Raw genomic sequence first — 20,903 nt, 5'->3', positions numbered from 1 at the left:
CTTAAACTGATTAACGACCATGCTTTCAATGCTTGAATACATCAAAACGATCCTTCAGAAGGTGAGTTTTGATAAAGCACTGTTCGAGAAAGAACTGGCGAAAGCCATTCAGCAACTCGTGGTTCCCGACGAAGTTAAGCAACTTAAACGCTGGTGTTACGCACAGTTTGGCAAAGTATACCGTGTAATCCTGAACCGATGTTTTTCCCGTGTGCAATTTACGTGAAGTTGCGCATCAATATTCCATAAAAAAACCTCGGCCCATATGAGCCGAGGTTTTTTATTAGGTCTACAACGTCACCTTTTCCCGCATTGCTGGTATAGAAACATCTCTGAAGCCAGCCGCGTATAGTTTCTCCCGCCAGATCAGCTGCTTATCGTAATCGCCGTGCACAAGGAATACCCGTTTCACCTCGCTCGGATTCTGACAACTCAGAAATTCCAGCATCTCACTATAGTCGCCATGGGCAGAAAACGAATCCATTACCTTGATGCTGGCCGCTACTGTGTATTTCTCCCCAAAAATAGTCACTTCTCTGTCGTGCCGTTTGAGCGCTCCGCCAAGGCTGTTCGGTGAAGCGTAGCCAACCAGTAAAATCGTCGTCCTGGGATCTTCGATGTTATTTTTGATATGATGTTTGATGCGCCCAGCCTCAGCCATTCCCGACGGCGCGATGATAATACAGGGTTCGTCGCGACTATTAATCGCTTTTGAATCTTCTACATCAGTTACGTAGTGCAGGTTTGGAAAATTGAACGCGTCACCGTCTTTTTTGACATACGCCAGAATGTCGGGGTTAAAATCCTCTTCGTGCTCCCGCATTACGTCCGTAGCTTTTACCGACATCGGGCTGTCAATATAAACGGGCAATTGCGGCAGCTTGCCTTCGCTCGACAGTTGGTCGAGGGCATAGATCAACTCCTGGGTTCGGTCAACAGCAAAGGCAGGTATCAATAGTTTACCCCCGTTAGCCAGGCACGTTTTTTCCACGATACGTAGCAGATGAGCTTTCATATCCGGTTCTTTTTCGTGCAGTCGATCTCCATACGTTGACTCGCAGATGATGTAATCAGCCTGCGGGAACGGGTCTGGTTTGCGCAGGATCTTGTCTTCCGGCCGACCAATATCGCCACTAAAAAACAGTTTTTTTTCGCCCGATTTCTCCTGAATCGTCAGGCTAACCGATGCGCTACCCAGCAAATGAGCCGCATCCGTCAGCAGGCCGGTTACTTCCTCGCAGACTGTGAAAGGCTGATTGTAGTTGACGCGTTTCATCTGGGCCAGGGCCTGCATCACGTCGTCTTCGTCATATAACGCTTCCAGAGCCGGTTCGCCCCGGTGACTTCGGCGTTTGTTAACGCGCTCCAGATCCCGTTCCTGAATGCGGGCGCTGTCCATGAGCATAATTTCGCAGAGATCAACGGTAGCCGAGGTCGTATAGATCGGACCTTTAAATCCCTGCCTGACCAGTCGGGGAATCAGACCTGTATGATCAATGTGCGCATGAGACAAAACCATGCAATCAACCCGGGCGGGATCAAAGCCAAAAGTTTGATTAAGCTCGTCGGTATTAATCCCTTGAAATAGCCCGCAATCGAGCAGTATCTGGGTACCTTGTTCAGTCGTGACAAGGTGTTTACTACCTGTTACAGTCTGGGCTGCACCAAAAAACTGGATAGTCATTCTGATTATTCGCGTCGGTTAGGAATCTTATCTGACTACTCATCCTGCTTTACAAATGTTTGCGTCAGACTTTTCATAAAAAAATGCTTCAGAACGTGTCATAATAGCGTATCGTATTGATTTCCACCATTTCCAATTTGGTTGTTGCATAATTTTTCGCGCAATAAGCAAACATATTTCTTTGTAAGACCGTCTTATTAGGGACAGTTATGTACAACATATGTGTGGGTAACCTACGTATGAACTGCTTTTCCTGAACGAGTGTGCGTTAAAGCAGTAATTCATGTTCGAACACTATTAATAACAAATTTTACTAACGTTATGAAAAGGAAAATACTGGTAGTAGGAACCTTACTCGCTACGACAATGAGTTTGTCGTCTTGTGCTTCATTTGAGGGATGGCTTTACGGCGATTCGAAGAATAGTCGCCAGGACATGGTCTCCCGGGATGAGATGAGCGATTACAACGACGATCGGGATCGCGATAGTCGGGACGATAACCGGGATTCGAGAAACCGGTCTGAATCCAATAACCGGGACCAGGGACTATTTAGCCGTCGCGATCGGGACTCCCGCGATGAATCACGTAATCGGTCGAGCCGCTCCGAATCCTCTTATTCACGAGGCAGCGACTCGTATCGTAATCCTTATAACCGTTCGGATAATTCGTACGACGATCGGCCAAGCCGGATATCAGGAAGCGATTCAAATGATGACCGTTATTCCGACAACCGCGACCGCTACAATGATCGCCAAAACGATGACCGACGTTACGACGACCGGGACTCACGCGACAACCGATCCAGCTATAACAGTCGGGACCGGTATGACGACCGGCGGGATATGCGCGATGATCGCGATCGGGATGATGACCGTCGTTACGACGATCGGGACCGGAATAACGATCGTTACACTGATAGCCGAAATAGCTACCGTTCTGACGACCGACGTGATCGGAATGATGACCGGCGTTATGACGACCGTCGGAGCGACGACCGGGATAGAAACGACAATCGCGACCGGAATGACGATCGGCGGGATATGCGCGATGACCGGCGCAATGATAACCGCGACCGGGACCGGAACGACAACCAGGACCGTCGGGACATGCGCGATGATCGGCGCAATGATGATCGCGACCGGAAAGACGATCGGGATGATCGGAAAAACAATGACAAGTACAGCGACGACCGTCGTGATCTGACCAATCGGATTTCTGACCAGATCGACCAGCTTGACAAGCAGATTGACGAGGCTAAACAGGAAGGCCGGAATGAAAGTCGGAAAGAGCGTCAGAAACGTGAAGACATGGTGAAAGATCTGCAGGATAAACGCCGTCAGCTTTCTGACTCGTACTATAAAGTACAGCGCTCCGGCGAAGATGACTTCAAAAAAATACGTCGCGAGACTAACAAGATCGTTGATGATATTGAAGATTCTTTAGAGAAAGCAGCCGACAAAATAAAAAAATAAGCCTGCTGATTAATACGAATAATCGGGCGATGACTCTGTTTGGGTCATCGCCCGATTTTTTTGTAGTCTCCTGCTTACCTTTGTCTCATGGCTTTCATTACATCCGTTCGGGGTAATACGCCCGTATTTGGCGAAAACTGCTGGTTTGCCCCCAACGCCACGATCGTTGGCGACGTCCGGATGGGACGTGACTGTACTGTCTGGTTCAATGCGGTCATCAGAGGTGACGTTAATTCGATTGTTATTGGCAATCGGACAAACATCCAGGACGGGGCCGTTATTCACTGCACGTACCAGAAAACCAAAACGGTCATTGGTAACTGCGTTTCCATTGCTCACAATGCTATTGTTCACGGCTGCACCATTGAAGACCAGGTTCTGATCGGGATGGGGGCTATCGTTATGGACGGGGCCGTTATCGGAACGGGCAGTATCATTGCCGCAGGGGCTATCGTAACGCAGAATATGGTTGTACCTCCCGGTAGTATCTACGCCGGAAATCCAGCCCGGTTACTGAAACCGGTATCTCCGGAACAGGCCGAAGTATTCATGCGTACTGCCGATAATTACGTTCTCTACGCCAGCTGGTTTCAGGAAAACAGCTGATATTTCTTTCCTTCCTCTACTCTGTTCTTCGTTTACTGATGAGTGATTTTCTAATCTATCTGCGCCTGGGTTTCGATCACATTACCGATCCGGGTGGCTACGACCATATCCTGTTTGTCATAGCCCTCTGCGCGGTCTATACATTGCAGCAATGGCGACAGGTTCTAATTCTCGTCACGGCATTTACTATAGGGCACTCCATTACGTTAGCACTGGCCACGCTACGTCTGATCCAGTATAAAACCGAGGTTATCGAGTTGCTGATCCCGATCACGATCCTGCTTACAGCGCTGATTAATTTCGGTTATCAGGAACCCCGCTCACGTAATCAGCCGGCGCTGGCTGGAAGCCAGCGTAACATGGGTCGCTACGGCCTGGCGCTATCCTTTGGGCTTATCCACGGCATGGGTTTTTCGAATTATCTACGGAGTCTGTTAGGGCGGGAAGCCGCTATTGTCCAGCCGCTGCTGGCTTTCAATATTGGTCTGGAATTAGGCCAACTGCTTATTGTAGCCATCATCCTGACGCTGGCCTATCTGGTGCTGACACTGTTCTCCGTCAGCCGATTGCGCTGGACCCTGGCTGTTTCAGGAGTTGTAGCCGGAATGGCCATTTCCCTCATCATTGCCAACGAGTATTTGGGTGAGTTAATGAAGTAATGTTTACCACTCCTCCTCAAGTTCTTTATTCTCATCAAAATACAAATCTGGCAGACTTCTTTTTTTTGTATTTTTAGCCCTCCTGTCAACAACTACAACCTAATTTATGCAAAAGATAATTTTGCTGATGGCGAGTCTGGCCGTGTCAACCTGGTCTGCTCAGGCACAAGCACCGACTCCTTCGATGCAACATGCTAACACTCGCTTTGAGCAGCTAGGCCCCTCATTACCTACTCCTAATACGTTCCGTACGGCTTCGGGGGCGCCCGGAAAGGACTATTTTCAGAACCGCGCAGACTATGATATCAAAGTCACGCTGGATGATCTTACCCAAAAGATAACGGCCTCTGAAGTCATTACGTATCATAATAACTCCGCCGATGCTCTCCCCTATCTATGGCTGCAACTGGACCAGAACCTGTTCAAACCCGATGCGATTGGCAACGTAGCAAAAACGAGCAGCATCAACGCCGACCGGGGTGCGTCCATGCGGCAGATCGACCCCAGCGCGGGACTTGCGGGTAAGGATTATGGTCACAAAATCACATCTGTACGCGATCAGTCGGGGAAGGCGCTCAGGTACACGATCAACCAGACGATGATGCGCGTTGACTTGCCACAGGCTGTAGCTCCCGGTAAGTCCGTAACCTTTACTATCGACTGGAACTTCAAAATCATCGACTCTAAAGCTGTTGGTGGCCGGTCGGGTTACGAGTTTTTCCCAAAAGATGGTAACTACATCTATGAAATGGCCCAGTGGTTTCCGCGCCTATGCGCTTATAACGACGTAAACGGCTGGCAGAACAAGCAGTTTCTGGGTCAGGGCGAGTTCACACTGATTTTTGGTAATTACAAAGTGGCCATCACCGCCCCAAGCGACCACGTAGTAGGTGCCACGGGAGAGCTGCAGAATCCGGCGCAGGTGTTAACAGCTACTCAGCAGAAGCGCTGGAACGAAGCCAAACTTCGGGGTGACAAACCGGGCGAAAACCCGATTCAGATCGTTACACAGGCCGACGCTGAATCTGCCGAAAAAGCGAAACCGGGCGACGTAAAAGGCACCAAAACCTGGATTTACAAAGCCGATAACGTACGGGATTTTGCCTTTGCCAGTAGCCGTAAGTTTATCTGGGACGCTCTGCAGCCAACGGTTGAAGGGAAACGCGTCTGGGCAATGTCACTCTATCCGAAAGAAGCGAATCCACTCTGGGGTCAATATTCGACCCGGCTTGTGGCCCACACGCTGAAATCATACTCCCGCCGGACCATTGCCTATCCGTATCCGGTAGCCTATTCCGTTCACGGTCCTATCGGTGGTATGGAGTACCCAATGATGAGCTTCAACGGTGCCCGTCCTGAAGCTGATGGCACCTATTCAGTCGGGACTAAGAATTTCCTGATCTCCGTCGTAATTCACGAGGTTGGTCATAACTTCTTCCCGATGATTGTTAACTCCGACGAACGCCAATGGTCGTGGATGGATGAAGGCCTGAACAGCTTCCTGGAAGGGCTGGCCTGTCTCGAATGGGATGCCAACTTCCCCGCTCACGGTATTGATCCGCAGTATATTGTCCCATACATGCAGGTTGATTCGAGCCAGCAGGTCCCTATCATGAGCAGTTCGGACAACATCTTGCCAGGTACGTTCGGACCAAATGCCTACACTAAACCCGCTACGGCACTGAACATCCTGCGCGAAACCGTGATGGGGCGTGAGCTCTTTGACTATGCTTTTAAAGAATATGCTCGTCGCTGGGCTTTCAAGTCCCCCGAACCCGCTGATTTTTTCCGCACCCTAGAGGACGCATCGGGCGTTGATCTCGATTGGTTCTGGAAGGGCTGGTTCTTCGGCGTACAGCCCGTTGATCAGTCTCTGGTGAAAGTAGACTGGTTTCAGGCCAGCTCACAGAATCCGGAAATAACTAAGGCAGACGCCCGGAAAGCGGCTCAGCAGCGCATGAATACCATCAGCAAACAACGTGACGCGTTAAGCAAAGACGAAACAGTAGTATCGATGGACAGCACAATGCGTGATTTCTACAATAGCTATGACCCCTATGCGGTTACGGACGCGGACAAAAAGAAATACCAGGATTATCTGGCTTCGCTGAGTGCCGAAGAACGATTGCTGGCCGAAGCAGGTACAAATTTTTATACACTCTCGCTTCAGAACAAAGGAGGTATTCCGATGCCGGTAATTGTGCGGATGGAGTTTGAGGACGGTACAGATTCAATAGCCCGCTTCCCGGCTGAAATCTGGCGGTTTAACGACGTATCGATCAAGAAAGTGATTGCCACCTCCAAAAAGGTGAAGCAATGGACACTTGATCCATTCTATGAAATTGCCGATATCAATACGGAAGATAACTCATTCCCGCCGGTTGCCCAGCCAACCCGCTTCCAGTTGTTTAAGCAACAGCAGGGCCGGGGCGCAGCAGCCCTAAATCCAATGCAGCAACAACGCCAGTCATCACCAGCCAAACAGGGCACCGGCCGAAACTAACCAAATATTCAACTTCAATCGACTATGAGAAAAATAGTGTTACTGGCTGGTCTGACCCTATGGTCGGCCGCTTTACTGGCCCAGCGACCAGCGGCACCAACCCAGAATGCCAATACCCGCTTTGAACAGCTAGGCCCCACGCTGCCAACGCCAAATACGTTCCGCACGGCTGCGGGGGCGCCCGGAAAGGATTATTTTCAGAACCGGGCCGATTACGACATCAAAGTCGAACTGGACGACGCGAATCAGAAAATCATTGGTACAGAAACCGTTACGTACCACAACAACTCAACCGATGAGTTAAAGTACATCTGGCTTCAACTCGATCAGAACCTGTTTGCTAAGGGGTCGACGGGGAGCATTACGCGGACTGGTACCATCAACGAGAGCGGTATGAGCTTTAACGCTCTGCAGAACCTAACCTCCGTTCGGGAGCGCAGCCAGCAGCAGGCGTCCGACAAATTCGGCTATACCATTACCTCGATCAAAGACGCGAAATCAGGAAAAGCCCTGCCGTATACCATCAACCAGACGATGATGCGCGTCGATCTGCCAACAGGTCTGAAACCCGGCGGCAGCTATTCATTTAATGTAGACTGGAACTACTTTGTAACCGAATACTACGGTCGTAGCGGTATGGAGTATTTTGCTAAAGATGGCAACTATAACTACTTTATTGCACACTGGTTTCCCCGGTTGTGTGCCTACAATGATGTGAATGGCTGGCAGAACAAGCAGTTCCTGGGACAGGGTGAATTCACACTGATTTTCGGTAACTACAAAGTAGCTATCACCGCCCCGAGTGACCACGTAGTGGGTGCAACGGGTGAGTGTCAAAACTATAAGCAGGTGCTTTCAGCTACGCAGCAAAAACGGATGGCGCAGGCTGCGACATCCAAAACTCCGGTTGTTATCGTTACGCAGGATGAAGCAGAGGCCGCGCTGAAAACCAAGCCAACCGATAAAGTAGGCAAGAAAACCTGGGTCTATACAGCCTCGAACGTGCGTGACTTTGCATTCGCCAGCAGCCGTCGGTTCATCTGGGACGCCATGCAGACCGATGTATACGGTGATGGACACAAAATCTGGTCAATGTCATTCTATGCCAAAGAAGGAAATCCATTGTGGGGTCAATATTCGACGCGTGTCGTTGAGCATACGCTGAAATCGTATGGCAACCGGACCATCAAATACCCGTACCCAGTGGCTATTTCCTGCCATGCTACGGCCGGTGGTGGTATGGAATACCCAATGATCTCCTTCAACGGTGGTCGCCCGGAAGCAGATGGTACCTATTCGGAGAGCACCAAAGCGGGAATGATTGGCGTCATCATTCACGAGGTTGGGCATAACTTCTTCCCGATGATTGTTAACTCTGATGAGCGGCAATGGACCTGGATGGACGAAGGACTAAACACCTTTTGCCAGTACCTGGCCGAGAAAGAGTGGGATTACAATTTCCCGAGCCGTCGGGGTGAACCGCAATACATTACGGATTATATGAAATCCGACAAATCGGTATTGTCACCAATTATGACTTCGTCGGATAACGTTATCAATCTGGGCGCCAATGCCTATGCCAAGCCCGCTACGGCACTGAACATCCTGCGCGAAACCGTGATGGGGCGTGAGCTCTTTGACTATGCTTTTAAAGAGTACGCTCGTCGCTGGGCCTTCAAGTCCCCCGAACCCGCTGATTTTTTCCGCACCCTGGAAGACGCATCCGGCGTTGACCTCGATTGGTTCTGGAAAGGCTGGTTCTATGGTGTTGAGCCAGTTGATCAGGAACTCGCCGAAGTAAGCTGGTATCAGGTCGATTCCGGCAATCCGGAATTGACAAAAGCCGCAGCCCGCGCCGAAGCCAAACGTAAGGCAGGTACCATTGCTAAGCAGCGTGACGCAGCTACTCAGGCAGAAAGTGTCGTTGCGGTGGATTCGAGCATGCGTGATTTCTATAATAGCTATGACCCATACGCCGTCACCGATTCAGACCGTAAAAAATACCAGGATTACCTGGCCACACTAAGTGAATCAGAACGTAAAGCCATTGAAACAGCCGACCAGAATAATTTCTATACGCTGTCGCTGAAAAATAAGGGGGGTGTACCGATGCCAGTTATCGTTCGGATGCAGTTTGAAGACGGTACCGACTCAGTAGCCCGTTTCCCGGCCGAGATCTGGCGCTTCAACGACGTAGCTATTAATAAAGTAATAGTTACGAACAAGAAAGTAACCCAATGGACACTGGACCCTTTCTACGAAATCGCAGATATTGATGCCGGCAATAACTCGTTCCCACGAGTAAGTCAGCCAACTCGTTTCCAGTTGTTTAAGCAGCAGCAGCGTTTTGGGGGAGCAACCCAGAACCCAATGCAGCAAAGCCGTCCCGCGCAGCCACCAGCAACGCAGGGTAGTGGCAACAAAAAATAAATCAGAAAAGGAGCCGGAGAATCAACTATTTTCCGGCTCCTTTTTTCTATTTGTCAATAAAGACACTTACTTTTGCAATCCCATTCGGGATGTAGCGCAGTCCGGTAGCGTGCTTGCATGGGGTGCAAGAGGTCGTGGGTTCGAATCCCGCCTTCCCGACTTAAAACCGTCAGAATTCATCTGACGGTTTTTTTATTGTCTTGACGACGACCGAGCGACCTCCTGCGGGCTTCTTTGCAGCCTATCTATCAGGGTATCTAGCAGAATTTTTACTATTTTTCAGGGAGTGGTGTGCAATTTAGGGGGTGGACGCATCTTACCAATGAAGATCTTTCAAAGAGAATACGTCAACTAAGCATCATTTAACAATTATTTTATGAACAAAGCCCCACCCTTGCTATTTTCATGTTTTGTGTGAACGAACGAGTGGACTGTCGATTTACTGAAAAACAGCATCTTAGCCGCAGAAAGGTTAGCTCCCACACAAATGAGTAAAATCAGATTTGTTCTATTATTTATTGGTGTACTTCCATTAAAAGAAAAAGTTTGGTTTACGTGTTTGCGTTGTTTTCTTCTAAAAAAGCCTATTTTTGTGGAGGCTTCGGATTGTTTTAGTTAATTTTTTAACTGGGCAATCTGAAACAGTCTAATTTTTTCGCTTTTTTTACCGAGCAAACCAACTTTCAATTTAACCCTACAGTCCAGTTCCAATGAAAACACAAACTCCTTCTCCAGCACCGGCCAAAGCAGCGGCACCAAAAAAGAAGTCGAGCGGTCTGAATCCAGCGTTCACGATTCCAGTCCTTTTGTTGATTGGTATTCTGACCTATCTGTTCGTTTTCGGTGATGCCAGCCACTTCCAGGACGGTGACAACACGAAAGAGCCATTGCCAGGTGATTATTTTGGTACCGTTTACAAAGGTGGCTTTATCGTACCTATCCTTTTCACCTGTTTCCTGACGGTACTGGTCTTCTCGATTGAGCGTTTTATCACCATCGGCCGCGCAAACGGTTCGGGTTCGATCGATGATTTCGTTCGGAAAGTAAAAAGCCAACTTGACAAAAACGACGTAGCTGGTGCTATTCAGGAGTGCGATCGTCAGAAAGGTTCGATTGGTAACGTTGTGAAAACGGCGCTGGTAAAATACCAACAACTGTCGACCGACACTGAGCTGAGCAAAGAACAAAAGTTGGTTGCTCTGCAAAAAGAAGTAGAAGAAGCAACGACGCTGGAACTTCCAATGCTGGAAAAAAACCTGACGATCATCGCTACGCTGGCTTCGGTATCTACGCTGATTGCTCTGTTAGGTACGGTACTTGGTATGATCCGCGCTTTCGCAGCCATGGGTGCTGGTGGTCAGCCTGACACCGGTGCTCTGTCGACGGGTATCTCTGAGGCCCTTGTAAACACGGCTCTGGGTATCGGTACAGCTGCTATCGCTACGATCATGTATAGCTACTTTACCAGCCGGATTGACGTTCTGACGTACAACATCGACGAAATCGGTCTGAGCATCCAGCAGAATTTTGCTGCTCATTACTAAGATTTCTTTTAGTTGACAAACCAGCCTGCCCAGTTCCCGAATTGGGCAGGCAGAAACAGACACTCTCATGCCCGCAGTTAAAGTAAAGCGCGCCAGTTCCTCGGTGGACATGACCGCGATGACTGACGTAGCGTTCCTGTTGCTGACATTCTTTATTCTAACCGCTCAGTTTAGATCGCAGGATGCCGCATCAATTGAAACGCCGTCGTCAATCTCCGGTATCAAGGTTCCCGATAAGGACATAATGACCATTGGTCTGGGCAAAGACGGAAAAGTTTATTTTGGCGTTGATAGTCCTCAGGACCGTATCGCGATGCTAGACAACATATCAGCAGCGAAAGGACTCACTTTCACCGATAAGGAAAAGAAAGAGTTCTCGTTAATGTCAAATTTTGGTCTGCCCATTAACCAGTTAAAATCTTATCTGGAGTTACCTGAAGCTCAACGGGCACAGGTAAAACAGCCAGGTATCCCCACAGATTCGACAGGAGCAGGCGCTACCAACGAGCTTAAGGATTGGGTATTTAATTCCCGGAAGGCTAACACCGGTCTGCGTATTGCTCTGAAAGGCGATAATCTGGCTAAATTCCCGGAATTCAAGAACGTGCTGGCTACGCTTCAGGCGCAGAACATCAACAAGTTCAACCTCATCACTGGCACGGAAGCTCCGCCAGCTGGCTGGAAAGCTGACTAACCAACAACTTTAATTGCGTTATCGTAATTAAAGCTAAACCAAAAAAGCCATGGCAGAAATTAACACCGGTGGTGGTGGTGGCAAGCATGATGGTGGTAAGGTACGGTCCAAGAAAGCGTCTACCCGCGTCGACATGACGCCCATGGTGGACCTCGGATTCCTTCTCATCACCTTCTTCATTCTGGCTACCACCCTGAGCAAACCATCTTCGATGACGCTCAACGTGCCGGACAAAACAAAGCAGGAAGAAACAGAACCCATCAAAGCATCGAACGTAATGACGGTGTTTCTGGGAGACGACAACAAGGCCCACTACATTTTTGGGAAGGCCGCCAACGAAGATCCGGAGGTTAAAACGGTAGGATATGGTTACGAATTCCGTCAGGCTATTCAGGAAAATGCCCGCAAGGTTCCCGCCGACAAATTCGTAGTTGTTATCAAGCCAACAAAACTGTCGACCTACAAGAATATGGTTGACGTGCTGGACGAAATGGCTATCACAAAAACCAAACGTTACGCACTGGTAGATCAACTCACCCCGGAAGAAGTAAAACTTCTGAAAGACAAAGCCAAATTAGACGTATAAAACACCATGGCAGAAACTCCAAAAGACGCAACACTCGATGATATCGTGTTTGCGAACCGGAACAAAGCATACGGTGCTTATGCGTTGCGGACCGAGTACCCCAAAATTGTCACCCGTGCTCTTTTGATCGGTGGTGCCATATTTGTTCTGGGCGTACTGACCCCAACCATCATTACCGCGCTTGCTCCAGAAGAAGACGAACAGGCAATGGTAGAGGTAAACCTGGTAAACCTGCCACCACCTCCACCAATCGATCCAAACGAACCGCCACCGCCACCACCACCACCGGTTGAAGTACCGAAGGTGAACACGGTGAAATTCCTTCCGCCTGAAGTAAAACCAGATCAGGAGGTACCCGAAGAGACGCCACCACCAGCCGTAGAGGAACTGAAGGAAGCAGTAGCTGCCGAAAAAACCCAGGTTGGTGATCCAAACGCCGAAGAGGTAATTGCCGCCCCAGAAGCCACAGCCGCCCCAACCCGCGTTGAGGTAGCTGTCGAAGCCGCTCCGAAAGAAGAGCAAGTCTTCACCGTGGTAGAGCAACAGCCAGAATTCAACGGTGGTATGGCCGCACTCGGTCAGTATCTGAGCAAAAACCTGCGCTATCCAGCAGCCGCTCAGCGCGCTAACGTAGCAGGTCGCGTATTCGTAAGCTTCGTTGTTAATACGGACGGTAGTATTCAGGATGTAGCCGTGCTGAAAGGCTTAGGCTTCGGTACTGATGAAGAAGCTATCCGTGTAATTAAAGCGATGCCAAAGTGGCGGCCAGGTAAACAGTCAGGACGGCCAGTCCGGGTTAAATACAACCTACCGATCAATTTTACGCTGGAATAGTCTTTTATGCGTAGACAAAGTCGAGGCCCAGAGCAGTTGACACTGTATCTATCAGTGCTGGCTTCAATGGCATACTTGGGAGGAGGCATCGGACTGATTGCCTCCTCTCAGTCTTTTAGCCTTTTACCCAACCCTTATATTCGTTATGGGTTAGCGGTGTTGCTATTAGTGTATGGAAGTTTCAGAGCATATCGGGCTTACAAAACTTTCAGAGATGATCGCTAAAACATTAGTACTTGGTGGCATTGCCTTTGCGCTATTTGGCTGCGGAAACGGAAAACCACCCCTGGATAGTCCATCGCAGGGGACAATCACAGTAGCTGCCGATGAATCTTTCCGGCCACTCGTCACACAGCTAACCTCGGCTTATGCCGGGATCTATCCGAGAGTTCATTTCAATGTAGTTTACAAACCTGAAGCCGAAGCTATCAATATGATGCTTCGTGACAGTGCCCGACTGGTTTTTTCGACCCGGGAGCTGACAACGAGTGAACGATCAGTACTGGATAAACGAAAGATTGAAGGTGACGTAGAAAAGATTGCAACGGATGGGGTGGCGTTAATTATTAACAAAGCCAACACAGATAGCCTGATTACTATGAGTGAGCTGCGCCAGGTATTCACTGGTAGTGTAAAGTCATGGGCTGAGCTGAAAGGTGGTAACCAGACAGGAGCTCTTACGCTGGTCTTTGACAATAACAATTCGAGTAATCTGGAGTTTATACTAAAAACGTTCCAGACGAAAGACCTGACTAAATTGAGGATATTTACGGTTCGTTCTAACCGGGAGGTTATCGATTTTGTCCGTAAAAATCCTACTGCATTAGGTTTTATCGGAGTGAACTGGATTAGCGATGGTGATGAGCCGCTTTCTGTCGAATTGGCCAAAAACCTACGGGTGATGGGTGTCTCAAGCAAAGACAAGCCGACAAGCCGAAACGATTATTTTCAGCCGTTTCAGGAAGATTTAGGCATGCAGCGCTATCCCTTGCGTCGCCCGATTTATATAATAAGCCGGGAAGCACATCCAGGTTTAGGCGGAGGGCTGATCAATTACATTGTTCGCGATGCAGGATCTTTGATTATTTATAAATTGGGGCTTTGGCCAACAATACCATATAATCGGGAGATAAAGCTTACAGATTAAGTAATTTTTTTGCTTTAAAAGCAATTTTTTAGTTTTGCGCTTTGTTAAATAAGCATTAAACCATTTTATAATTCCAACCTAAAATACATGATGAACAAGCAAAATAAGTCGCTCTTAGCCATGCTGTTCCTTGGTGCCGCTACTACCGTTCAGGTGGGGGCGCAGGATCTGGCTACGGCCCTGAAGGACGTAGAAGCAGAGCGATTCAACAAAGCTGAGCAGACATTGACCCAGCTAGCATCTAGTTCTCCTTCGGCTGAAAATCAGTTTTATTTAGGCTATGCTTATTTGAAAAGTGGTCAGCTAGATAAAGCAAAAGCTGCCTTCGAAAAAGGTCAGGCTGCTGATTCTAAAGATCAATTGAATAAAGTGGGTCTTGCTGGGGTTGCTCTGGCGAAAAAGGATCGGGCTACGGCGAAAACATTGATCGACGAGGCAGTTGATAAAACGAAAAATAAAAACGTTGAGGTCCTGCTGCGTGCCGGTGAAATGTATACGCTATCAGATTCGACCAACGATCCTGCTGAAGCAATTCGGTTGTTGACGATCGCTGATGAGCGCGATAAGAAAAACGAAAACGCGCAGATTGAAATGGCAATGGGCGATGCCTATTTCCTGAAAAATGATGGTGGTAACGCTATTACCAAGTACGAAAACGCGCTGGCTATCGATCCAAAACTGGCTGAAGCTGACTACAAGATCGGACGGCTGTATCTGCGTGGTAAGAACTACAAAGAAGCTCAGAACTTCTTTACCAAGGCCATCGAGATCGATCCGGAGTTTGCACCCACTTATCTAGCTTTTGCCGATGCTCTGGCTAGCTCGCGGGCTTACAAAGGCGCTTCTGAGAACTACGAAAAATACGTACAGAAAAGTGGCACGACCGATCCAGAGCGTTTGCTGGACGTAGCGCGTTATTACTTCCTGGCGCAGGATTATCAGAAAGCAATTACGTATCTGGACCAACTGAAGGGGAAAGTTAATAACCCAATCATTGACCGGATCTACGGTTGGGCTTACTACGGTCTGGAACAACCACAAAAAGCGGTTGAATCGCTGAACAAATTCATTGGCGAAGCACCAAATAAAGTGATTGCTGATGATTACAAGTACCTGGGCCGTGCTTATGGTATGACGAAAACGCCGGAAGGTGATTCGCTTGCGATCGCTTATTTGGAGAAAGCAGCACCGCTCGATACGGTAGATAACGTATATCGGGAGATTGCTCAGAAATATTACGATATCAAGAAGTACGATAAAGCGGCAGATACATATGCTAAGGCTATCAAAAACGACGATAAGCCACAAAACAACGACTTCTTATACATGGCACTGGCTAACTACCAATATGCTCCACGTGTAGGTCGTGACTCATCGGCAGCACCAATGGATTCGGCTCAGATTGCAGAAACTCGTAAGATGTATTACCTGCGTGCTGACTCAGCTTTCGCAGAAACTGCAAAACGCATTGAGGCAATTCCTGGTAAAGCCTATCCGGCAGCTTACTATTATCGTGCTCAGTCCAACTACTACGCTTATCCACGGACAGAAGCCTTAGCGAACAAATCAGCTGTTCCTTATTATGAGAAATTCATTGAGGAAGCTACGAATCCAAAAGATTCGACAGACAAAACTGACTATTCGCGCTACTTGGTGACTGCGTACAAAGCGTTAGCTGGTTATGCCGCAGCCGACAAAGACGATGCTAAAGTGAAGGAGTATCTAACGAAAGTGTTAGCTATCGACCCTAACGATGCACAAGCGAAGGAAGCTCTCGATCCAACGCCTAAAGCTGCAACGAAGACTGCACCTAAAACCGCAGCGAAGAAAAGCACGAAATAATTCATAAAGAGAAAGAAAAAAGCGTGGGATGCAGATCCCACGCTTTTTTTGTATCCATCAATCAAGAATGTTTTGCGTTACGTAAAAACCTGTACTTAGCCGTTTTAATAATTATTTTATATCAGGGGACCTTGTAAATTTGCAGACACATTTTTAATCAGTAGTTAACTCCGTCAAGCTTTATGCTTAACCTAGTTTTGTTTGGCCCTCCTGGTGCTGGTAAAGGTACTCAGAGCGAGAAGCTAATTAAGAAATATAACCTGGTTCATCTTTCTACAGGCGACTTATTAAGGTCTCAGATTGCAGCGGGTACAGAACTGGGCTTGCGAGCCAAACAGTTGATGGATCAGGGGTTGCTGGTTCCCGACGAAGTAGTGATTGGTATGATCGAATATAAACTGCGGGAAAATCAGGAAGCCGCGGGTTTCATTTTCGATGGCTTTCCCCGCACGGTCAATCAGGCAGTAGCTCTGGACGATTTATTAACGCAATACAATACTGAAATCACAACGATGATTTCGCTGGTGGTAGAAGATGAAGAACTTATTCGGCGGTTGCTGAAACGCGGAGAAACGTCGGGACGACCTGACGACCGCGATGAAGAAACGGCCCGTCGTCGTGTTCGGGTATATAACAGCGAAACAATGCCCGTTGCTGATTTCTACGAGAAACAGGGCAAATACCTTGCTGTTGATGGTATAGGAGAAATTGAATCAATCTTTACAGCTATCTGCCAGAAAATTGAGCAGGTATCCGTAAAAACACAGTAAATGCAACGCAGACAACTCTGTCAGGCGTAGTAAAAACAAATATGGCTTCATCTAACTTCATCGATTACGTAAAAATTAACTGCCGTTCGGGTGCTGGTGGAGCTGGCTCTGTTCATTTTCGCCGGGAAAAACACGTGCCGAAGGGTGGACCTGATGGTGGCGACGGAGGACGAGGAGGCCATATTATTCTGCGAGGTAACGCACAACTCTGGACGTTACTTCATCTAAAATACAGAAAACACGTAAAAGCGGGTAACGGCGTAGCTGGTGAAGGTGGGCGCCGGACCGGCGCCCAGGGTGAGGACATCATTCTGGAAGTGCCGCTGGGAACAATAGCCCGTGATCCGGATTCTACGGACAAGCTTGCGGAGATTACCGAAGACGGCCAGGAAATAATATTATTACCGGGCGGTCGGGGCGGGCTCGGGAATGATCATTTTAAATCCGCGACGCAACAAGCGCCCGATTATGCGCAGCCGGGCGAGGGCGGACGGGAAGAATGGGTCGTTCTGGAGCTAAAATTGCTAGCAGATGTAGGGCTTGTTGGTTTCCCGAATGCAGGTAAATCAACCCTTTTATCGGTGATGTCAGCAGCACGACCCGAAATTGCTGACTACCCCTTTACAACCCTTGTGCCCAATTTAGGGGTCGTAGCATATAGAGGGTATAAATCATTCGTCATGGCCGATATTCCTGGTATTATCGAAGGTGCTTCGCAGGGGAAAGGGCTCGGCCTTCGGTTCCTGCGGCATATTGAGCGTAACTCGATTCTGCTGTTCATGGTGCCCGCCAATACAGAAGACATTCGTCAGGAATATAACACGTTGCTTAACGAGTTGCGGGAGTATAATCCGGAGCTAATGGACAAAACCCGGATTCTGGCTATTACGAAAATCGATACTGTTGATACCGAAACGCTTGATGCGTTGAAAAAGAATTTACCCCAAAAAGTTCCGGTAGCTCTTATTTCGGCGGTAAGTCAGATTGGATTAGATAATTTGAAAGATATATTATGGCAGCATTTGACTACTGTTGAACCTGCCGAGAACTAACAACTCTTATTTCTTTTCATCCGACGGTAACCTTAACCGGCCGGCTGAGCTGTTGACTCTTATGAAATACCTGTCCGTAGCGGTCATTTTATTCCTGTTACCCTCTTTCGTTTTAGCTCAGGTTCAAGTTTCATTTCCTACCAGCCGGGCCGTCTTCCAACGTAACAACGCCAATCAGGCTACGTTCCGAATTTCGGGTTACTACACATCCGCCATCAATCGGGTCGAGGCTCGATTGGTAGCCCGTGATGGCGTAGGTACCTCCACGGACTGGCGCACCATTCAGAATAACCCCACAGGAGGGGTTTTTGCTGGTGATTTTACCGGGCAGGGCGGTTGGTACAATCTGGAAGTTCGGGGTATGAACAACGACCAACAGGTCGGTGCTACATCAATAGAACGGGTTGGGGTGGGCGAAGTCTTCATCGTTGCCGGTCAATCCAACGCGCAGGGTGTTCATCAGGACGCGCCTAACCCTGGTAATGACATGGTCAACTGTGTCAATTACCGTTATCCGGACAATGCCTATCCAAATGACCCACCGACGCCTGTTTTCAGCAAACTAGACAATACCTCAGGCTTTACGATTGCCCCCCGTGGTGTAGGAAGCTGGTGCTGGGGGCAGTTGGGCGATCTGCTGGCAAAGCGGCTGAATGTACCGGTAATGTTCTTCAACAGTGCCTTTTCAGGCACCTCATCCCAGAACTGGAGTGATAGCGCCCCCGAGGGTGGCATTGCTTACGGTTACATTTTCGGTGATCCTTATTTCCCCCGGCAGCCGTATGCCAACCTGAAAGTAGCGCTGCAGTTTTATGCTAATACACTTGGCTTGCGGGCTATCTTGTGGGAACAGGGCGAAGCCGACAATCTGCTTAATATTCCTACACAACAGTACGTCAACTCTGTACAGGCGGTTATTGCCCAGAGTCGCACCGACTACAACAACAACATGTCGTGGGTAGTAGCCCGCGCTTCGTACGGAGATTTCATCGGATTGACCGACGCGAACATCATTGCGGCCCAGAATCTGGTAATCAGTAGTACCGCCAATACGTTTCCTGGTCCCGAAACCGACAAGATTCAGATTCCCCGCAAGCGCCCTCCTCTGGAAGATCCGGAAGGGCTGCACTTCGACAACGCAGGCCTGGTTGAAGTTGCTGCTGCCTGGAATGCCAGCCTGAACGATTCCTTTTTTCAGCGCTCAACGCCCGTTGGTCCGGCAGCTGCTCCTGCCCTATCGGTAGCCTGCGCGAGTGACAACCGGGTAAACATTTCGGTGAACGGTACGTATGCGTCCATCGTATGGAATACCGGCGAAACAGGTAATACAATTACCAAAAGTTCGGGTGCCTACCAGGCAAAAGTTAAAGATGCACGGGGCAACACATTCTTTACAGGTCAGGCACGAATTGCCGATTTGCCCGTAGCGTCGGTTGTTAACAACCGCCCCCCATCGGTATGTATCGGTAGTAACTTGTCGCTGACAGCCAATTATGACAACGTTACCTGGCTTAACCAGCAGAATAACACGACGGTAGGCTCCAGCCGCGTTTTCACAACAGCATCTGCGGGTGCTTACTTTGTCCGTTATCAGGATGTAAGCGGTTGTACGTTTACGTCAAACGTGATTAATGTAACAGTCAACCCATTACCGGCAACGCCCAGCATCGCAAACGACAAACCAACTACGTTCTGCCAAGGCGACAATACGGTCTTACGCGTCACGAATGACAACGTGCAATACAATTGGAGCGATGGTCAACAGGGTAAAACTGTAGCGGTTGGTTCTTCTGGCAACTATTTTGCAACGGTAACCGACCAGAATGGCTGTACATCGGCCCGGTCTAACACGATCGTAGTGACCGCTAATCCGGTGCCGGCCAAGCCTGTTATTGCTACCAGTGGACCGGCAACTTTCTGCGCCGATCAGAGCGTAACTCTAACCGCTCCCCTTGATTCAGTTTATCAGTGGACTACCGGCCAGACGACTCGCAGCCTGACGACTAACCAGGTTGGTACCTTTGCCGTTCGCACCACAAACCGCTTCGGTTGTACATCGGTCTTATCCGATGCAATCACAACCGTAGTAAATCCACTACCTGCATCGCCAACTATTACAGCCTTAGGTACAACAACCTTCTGCGCCGGAAACCAGGTTACGCTGCGGGGGATTAGTGGCAACAACGCCATTGTCTGGTCCAGCGGACAAACCAGCACGACAATCAGCGCAACGGCATCAGGCAACTACACCGCCCGCTCTCAGGATCAGAACGGCTGCTTATCGCCCAACTCAAGCACGATTGTTGTAACCGTTAATGCCCTGCCTGCTACGCCGACAATCCTCTCCAACCGGGGATCGGCCATCTGTGAGGATGACCGGACAACATTGCGGGTTGAAGGGCCTTACACTGTTTTCTGGAGTACCGGAGACTCAACTATGAGCATCGTAGTTAATCGGGCAGGAACGTATTCGGCCAAAGTCCGGGACGTAAATGGATGTATTTCCGCACAGTCGGGTTCACGAACGCTGGAAACACGCCCATTACCCCCGGCGCCTACTATAACCATTGCCAGTGTTTATACGCTGCAGGCCATTAGCTCTACCAATGGCACGGCGTTCCGTTGGCGCCGGGATAATGACTCGCTGGCCGTTCAGACAGCGTTTATTAAGGCCAGTCAATCAGGACAGTATACTGCTAAAGCGTCTACAGTTTATTCGGAAACGCTGACCTGTTTTTCCCTGGCGTCGGCTCCGCTAACGTTTACTGTCGACCCAACTAATCAGGGACTTAGCATTTACCCTAATCCTAATCCGGACAAAATCGTCTATCTGGAAACCCAGGAAAATCTAACGAACGGGGTTATCACCGTTTATAGCCTGACTGGGCAGCGCTTGGCCGTTTTCCCGATAGCAGCTTTCTCTGAACGCAAACAGATCAATCTGACTTCTTTAGCGGTTGGTACGTATATCCTCCGCGTGCAAGCCGCTGATTTTGATGTATCAAAGCGAATATTACTCGGTTTGTAATATTCTGAACAAACAACCGTTTAATCAAAGAAATTAGCCCTAATTTTGCAT

16 protein-coding genes and 1 tRNA gene are annotated in these 20,903 nt (G+C 48.9%); 16 read left to right on the top strand and 1 reads right to left on the bottom strand.

Going from position 1 to position 20,903, the window contains the following annotated elements:
• Window positions 1-19: 19 nt before the first annotated feature.
• Entirely contained in the window at window positions 20-226 is a 207-nt protein-coding gene (locus HU175_RS04055) for a hypothetical protein (RefSeq protein ID WP_176565370.1), read from the top strand.
• Window positions 227-289: 63 nt separating this feature from the next.
• Here HU175_RS04055 and HU175_RS04050 read toward each other — a convergent pair whose 3' ends face one another.
• Window positions 290-1,684: an MBL fold metallo-hydrolase RNA specificity domain-containing protein gene (locus tag HU175_RS04050; RefSeq protein ID WP_176565369.1), complete on the bottom strand. Its 1,395-nt coding sequence runs from the start codon at window positions 1,682-1,684 to the stop codon at window positions 290-292.
• Between the two features lie 366 nt (window positions 1,685-2,050).
• On the opposite strand from HU175_RS04050, the gene HU175_RS04045 reads away from it, so the two are divergent.
• From HU175_RS04045 to HU175_RS03975, 15 genes are all read left to right on the top strand, one after another.
• Window positions 2,051-3,157, top strand: coding sequence for a hypothetical protein (locus HU175_RS04045; protein ID WP_228724309.1), 1,107 nt, complete (start codon window positions 2,051-2,053; stop codon window positions 3,155-3,157).
• An 87-nt stretch (window positions 3,158-3,244) separates the two neighbouring features.
• A complete protein-coding gene (locus tag HU175_RS04040; RefSeq protein ID WP_176565367.1) occupies window positions 3,245-3,763 on the top strand; it encodes a gamma carbonic anhydrase family protein in 519 nt (172 codons plus the stop codon).
• Window positions 3,764-3,801: 38 nt separating this feature from the next.
• Window positions 3,802-4,422: a HupE/UreJ family protein gene (locus HU175_RS04035; protein ID WP_176565366.1), complete on the top strand. Its 621-nt coding sequence runs from the start codon at window positions 3,802-3,804 to the stop codon at window positions 4,420-4,422.
• Window positions 4,423-4,528: 106 nt separating this feature from the next.
• The gene (locus tag HU175_RS04030; RefSeq protein WP_176565365.1) at window positions 4,529-6,925 is read left to right on the top strand and encodes a M1 family metallopeptidase; all 2,397 of its coding nucleotides are present in this window, start codon (window positions 4,529-4,531) and stop codon (window positions 6,923-6,925) included.
• A gap of 24 nt (window positions 6,926-6,949) precedes the next feature.
• Window positions 6,950-9,355: a M1 family metallopeptidase gene (locus HU175_RS04025; protein ID WP_176565364.1), complete on the top strand. Its 2,406-nt coding sequence runs from the start codon at window positions 6,950-6,952 to the stop codon at window positions 9,353-9,355.
• Between the two features lie 85 nt (window positions 9,356-9,440).
• Window positions 9,441-9,514, top strand: a tRNA-Pro gene (locus HU175_RS04020).
• A 551-nt stretch (window positions 9,515-10,065) separates the two neighbouring features.
• On the top strand, window positions 10,066-10,899 hold the full coding sequence (locus HU175_RS04015) for a MotA/TolQ/ExbB proton channel family protein (RefSeq protein WP_176565363.1): 834 nt from the start codon (window positions 10,066-10,068) through the stop codon (window positions 10,897-10,899).
• A 67-nt stretch (window positions 10,900-10,966) separates the two neighbouring features.
• Window positions 10,967-11,593, top strand: a complete 627-nt coding sequence (locus HU175_RS04010) for an ExbD/TolR family protein (protein ID WP_176565362.1) — start codon at window positions 10,967-10,969, stop codon at window positions 11,591-11,593.
• A 49-nt stretch (window positions 11,594-11,642) separates the two neighbouring features.
• Window positions 11,643-12,179, top strand: coding sequence for an ExbD/TolR family protein (locus HU175_RS04005; RefSeq protein ID WP_176565361.1), 537 nt, complete (start codon window positions 11,643-11,645; stop codon window positions 12,177-12,179).
• A 6-nt stretch (window positions 12,180-12,185) separates the two neighbouring features.
• Window positions 12,186-13,013 (top strand): energy transducer TonB, encoded by an 828-nt coding sequence (locus HU175_RS04000; RefSeq protein ID WP_176565360.1) that lies wholly within the window; start codon window positions 12,186-12,188, stop codon window positions 13,011-13,013.
• A gap of 214 nt (window positions 13,014-13,227) precedes the next feature.
• Window positions 13,228-14,160 carry a PstS family phosphate ABC transporter substrate-binding protein gene (locus HU175_RS03995; protein ID WP_228724409.1) on the top strand — a complete coding sequence of 311 codons (933 nt, stop codon included), beginning with the start codon at window positions 13,228-13,230 and terminating at the stop codon, window positions 14,158-14,160.
• 87 nt (window positions 14,161-14,247) lie between these two features.
• Window positions 14,248-16,002, top strand: coding sequence for a tetratricopeptide repeat protein (locus tag HU175_RS03990; protein WP_176565358.1), 1,755 nt, complete (start codon window positions 14,248-14,250; stop codon window positions 16,000-16,002).
• 182 nt (window positions 16,003-16,184) lie between these two features.
• Window positions 16,185-16,772: an adenylate kinase gene (locus HU175_RS03985; protein WP_176565357.1), complete on the top strand. Its 588-nt coding sequence runs from the start codon at window positions 16,185-16,187 to the stop codon at window positions 16,770-16,772.
• 41 nt (window positions 16,773-16,813) lie between these two features.
• Window positions 16,814-17,824 carry a GTPase ObgE gene (gene obgE / locus HU175_RS03980; RefSeq protein ID WP_176565356.1) on the top strand — a complete coding sequence of 337 codons (1,011 nt, stop codon included), beginning with the start codon at window positions 16,814-16,816 and terminating at the stop codon, window positions 17,822-17,824.
• A 61-nt stretch (window positions 17,825-17,885) separates the two neighbouring features.
• On the top strand, window positions 17,886-20,852 hold the full coding sequence (locus HU175_RS03975) for a T9SS type A sorting domain-containing protein (protein WP_176565355.1): 2,967 nt from the start codon (window positions 17,886-17,888) through the stop codon (window positions 20,850-20,852).
• Window positions 20,853-20,903: the final 51 nt, after the last annotated feature.

The organism is Spirosoma sp. KUDC1026 (assembly GCF_013375035.1).
GTDB lineage: Bacteria > Bacteroidota > Bacteroidia > Cytophagales > Spirosomataceae > Spirosoma.
Note: the sequence above shows the minus strand (reverse complement) of the source record. Positions and strands in the feature narration are given on the sequence as shown.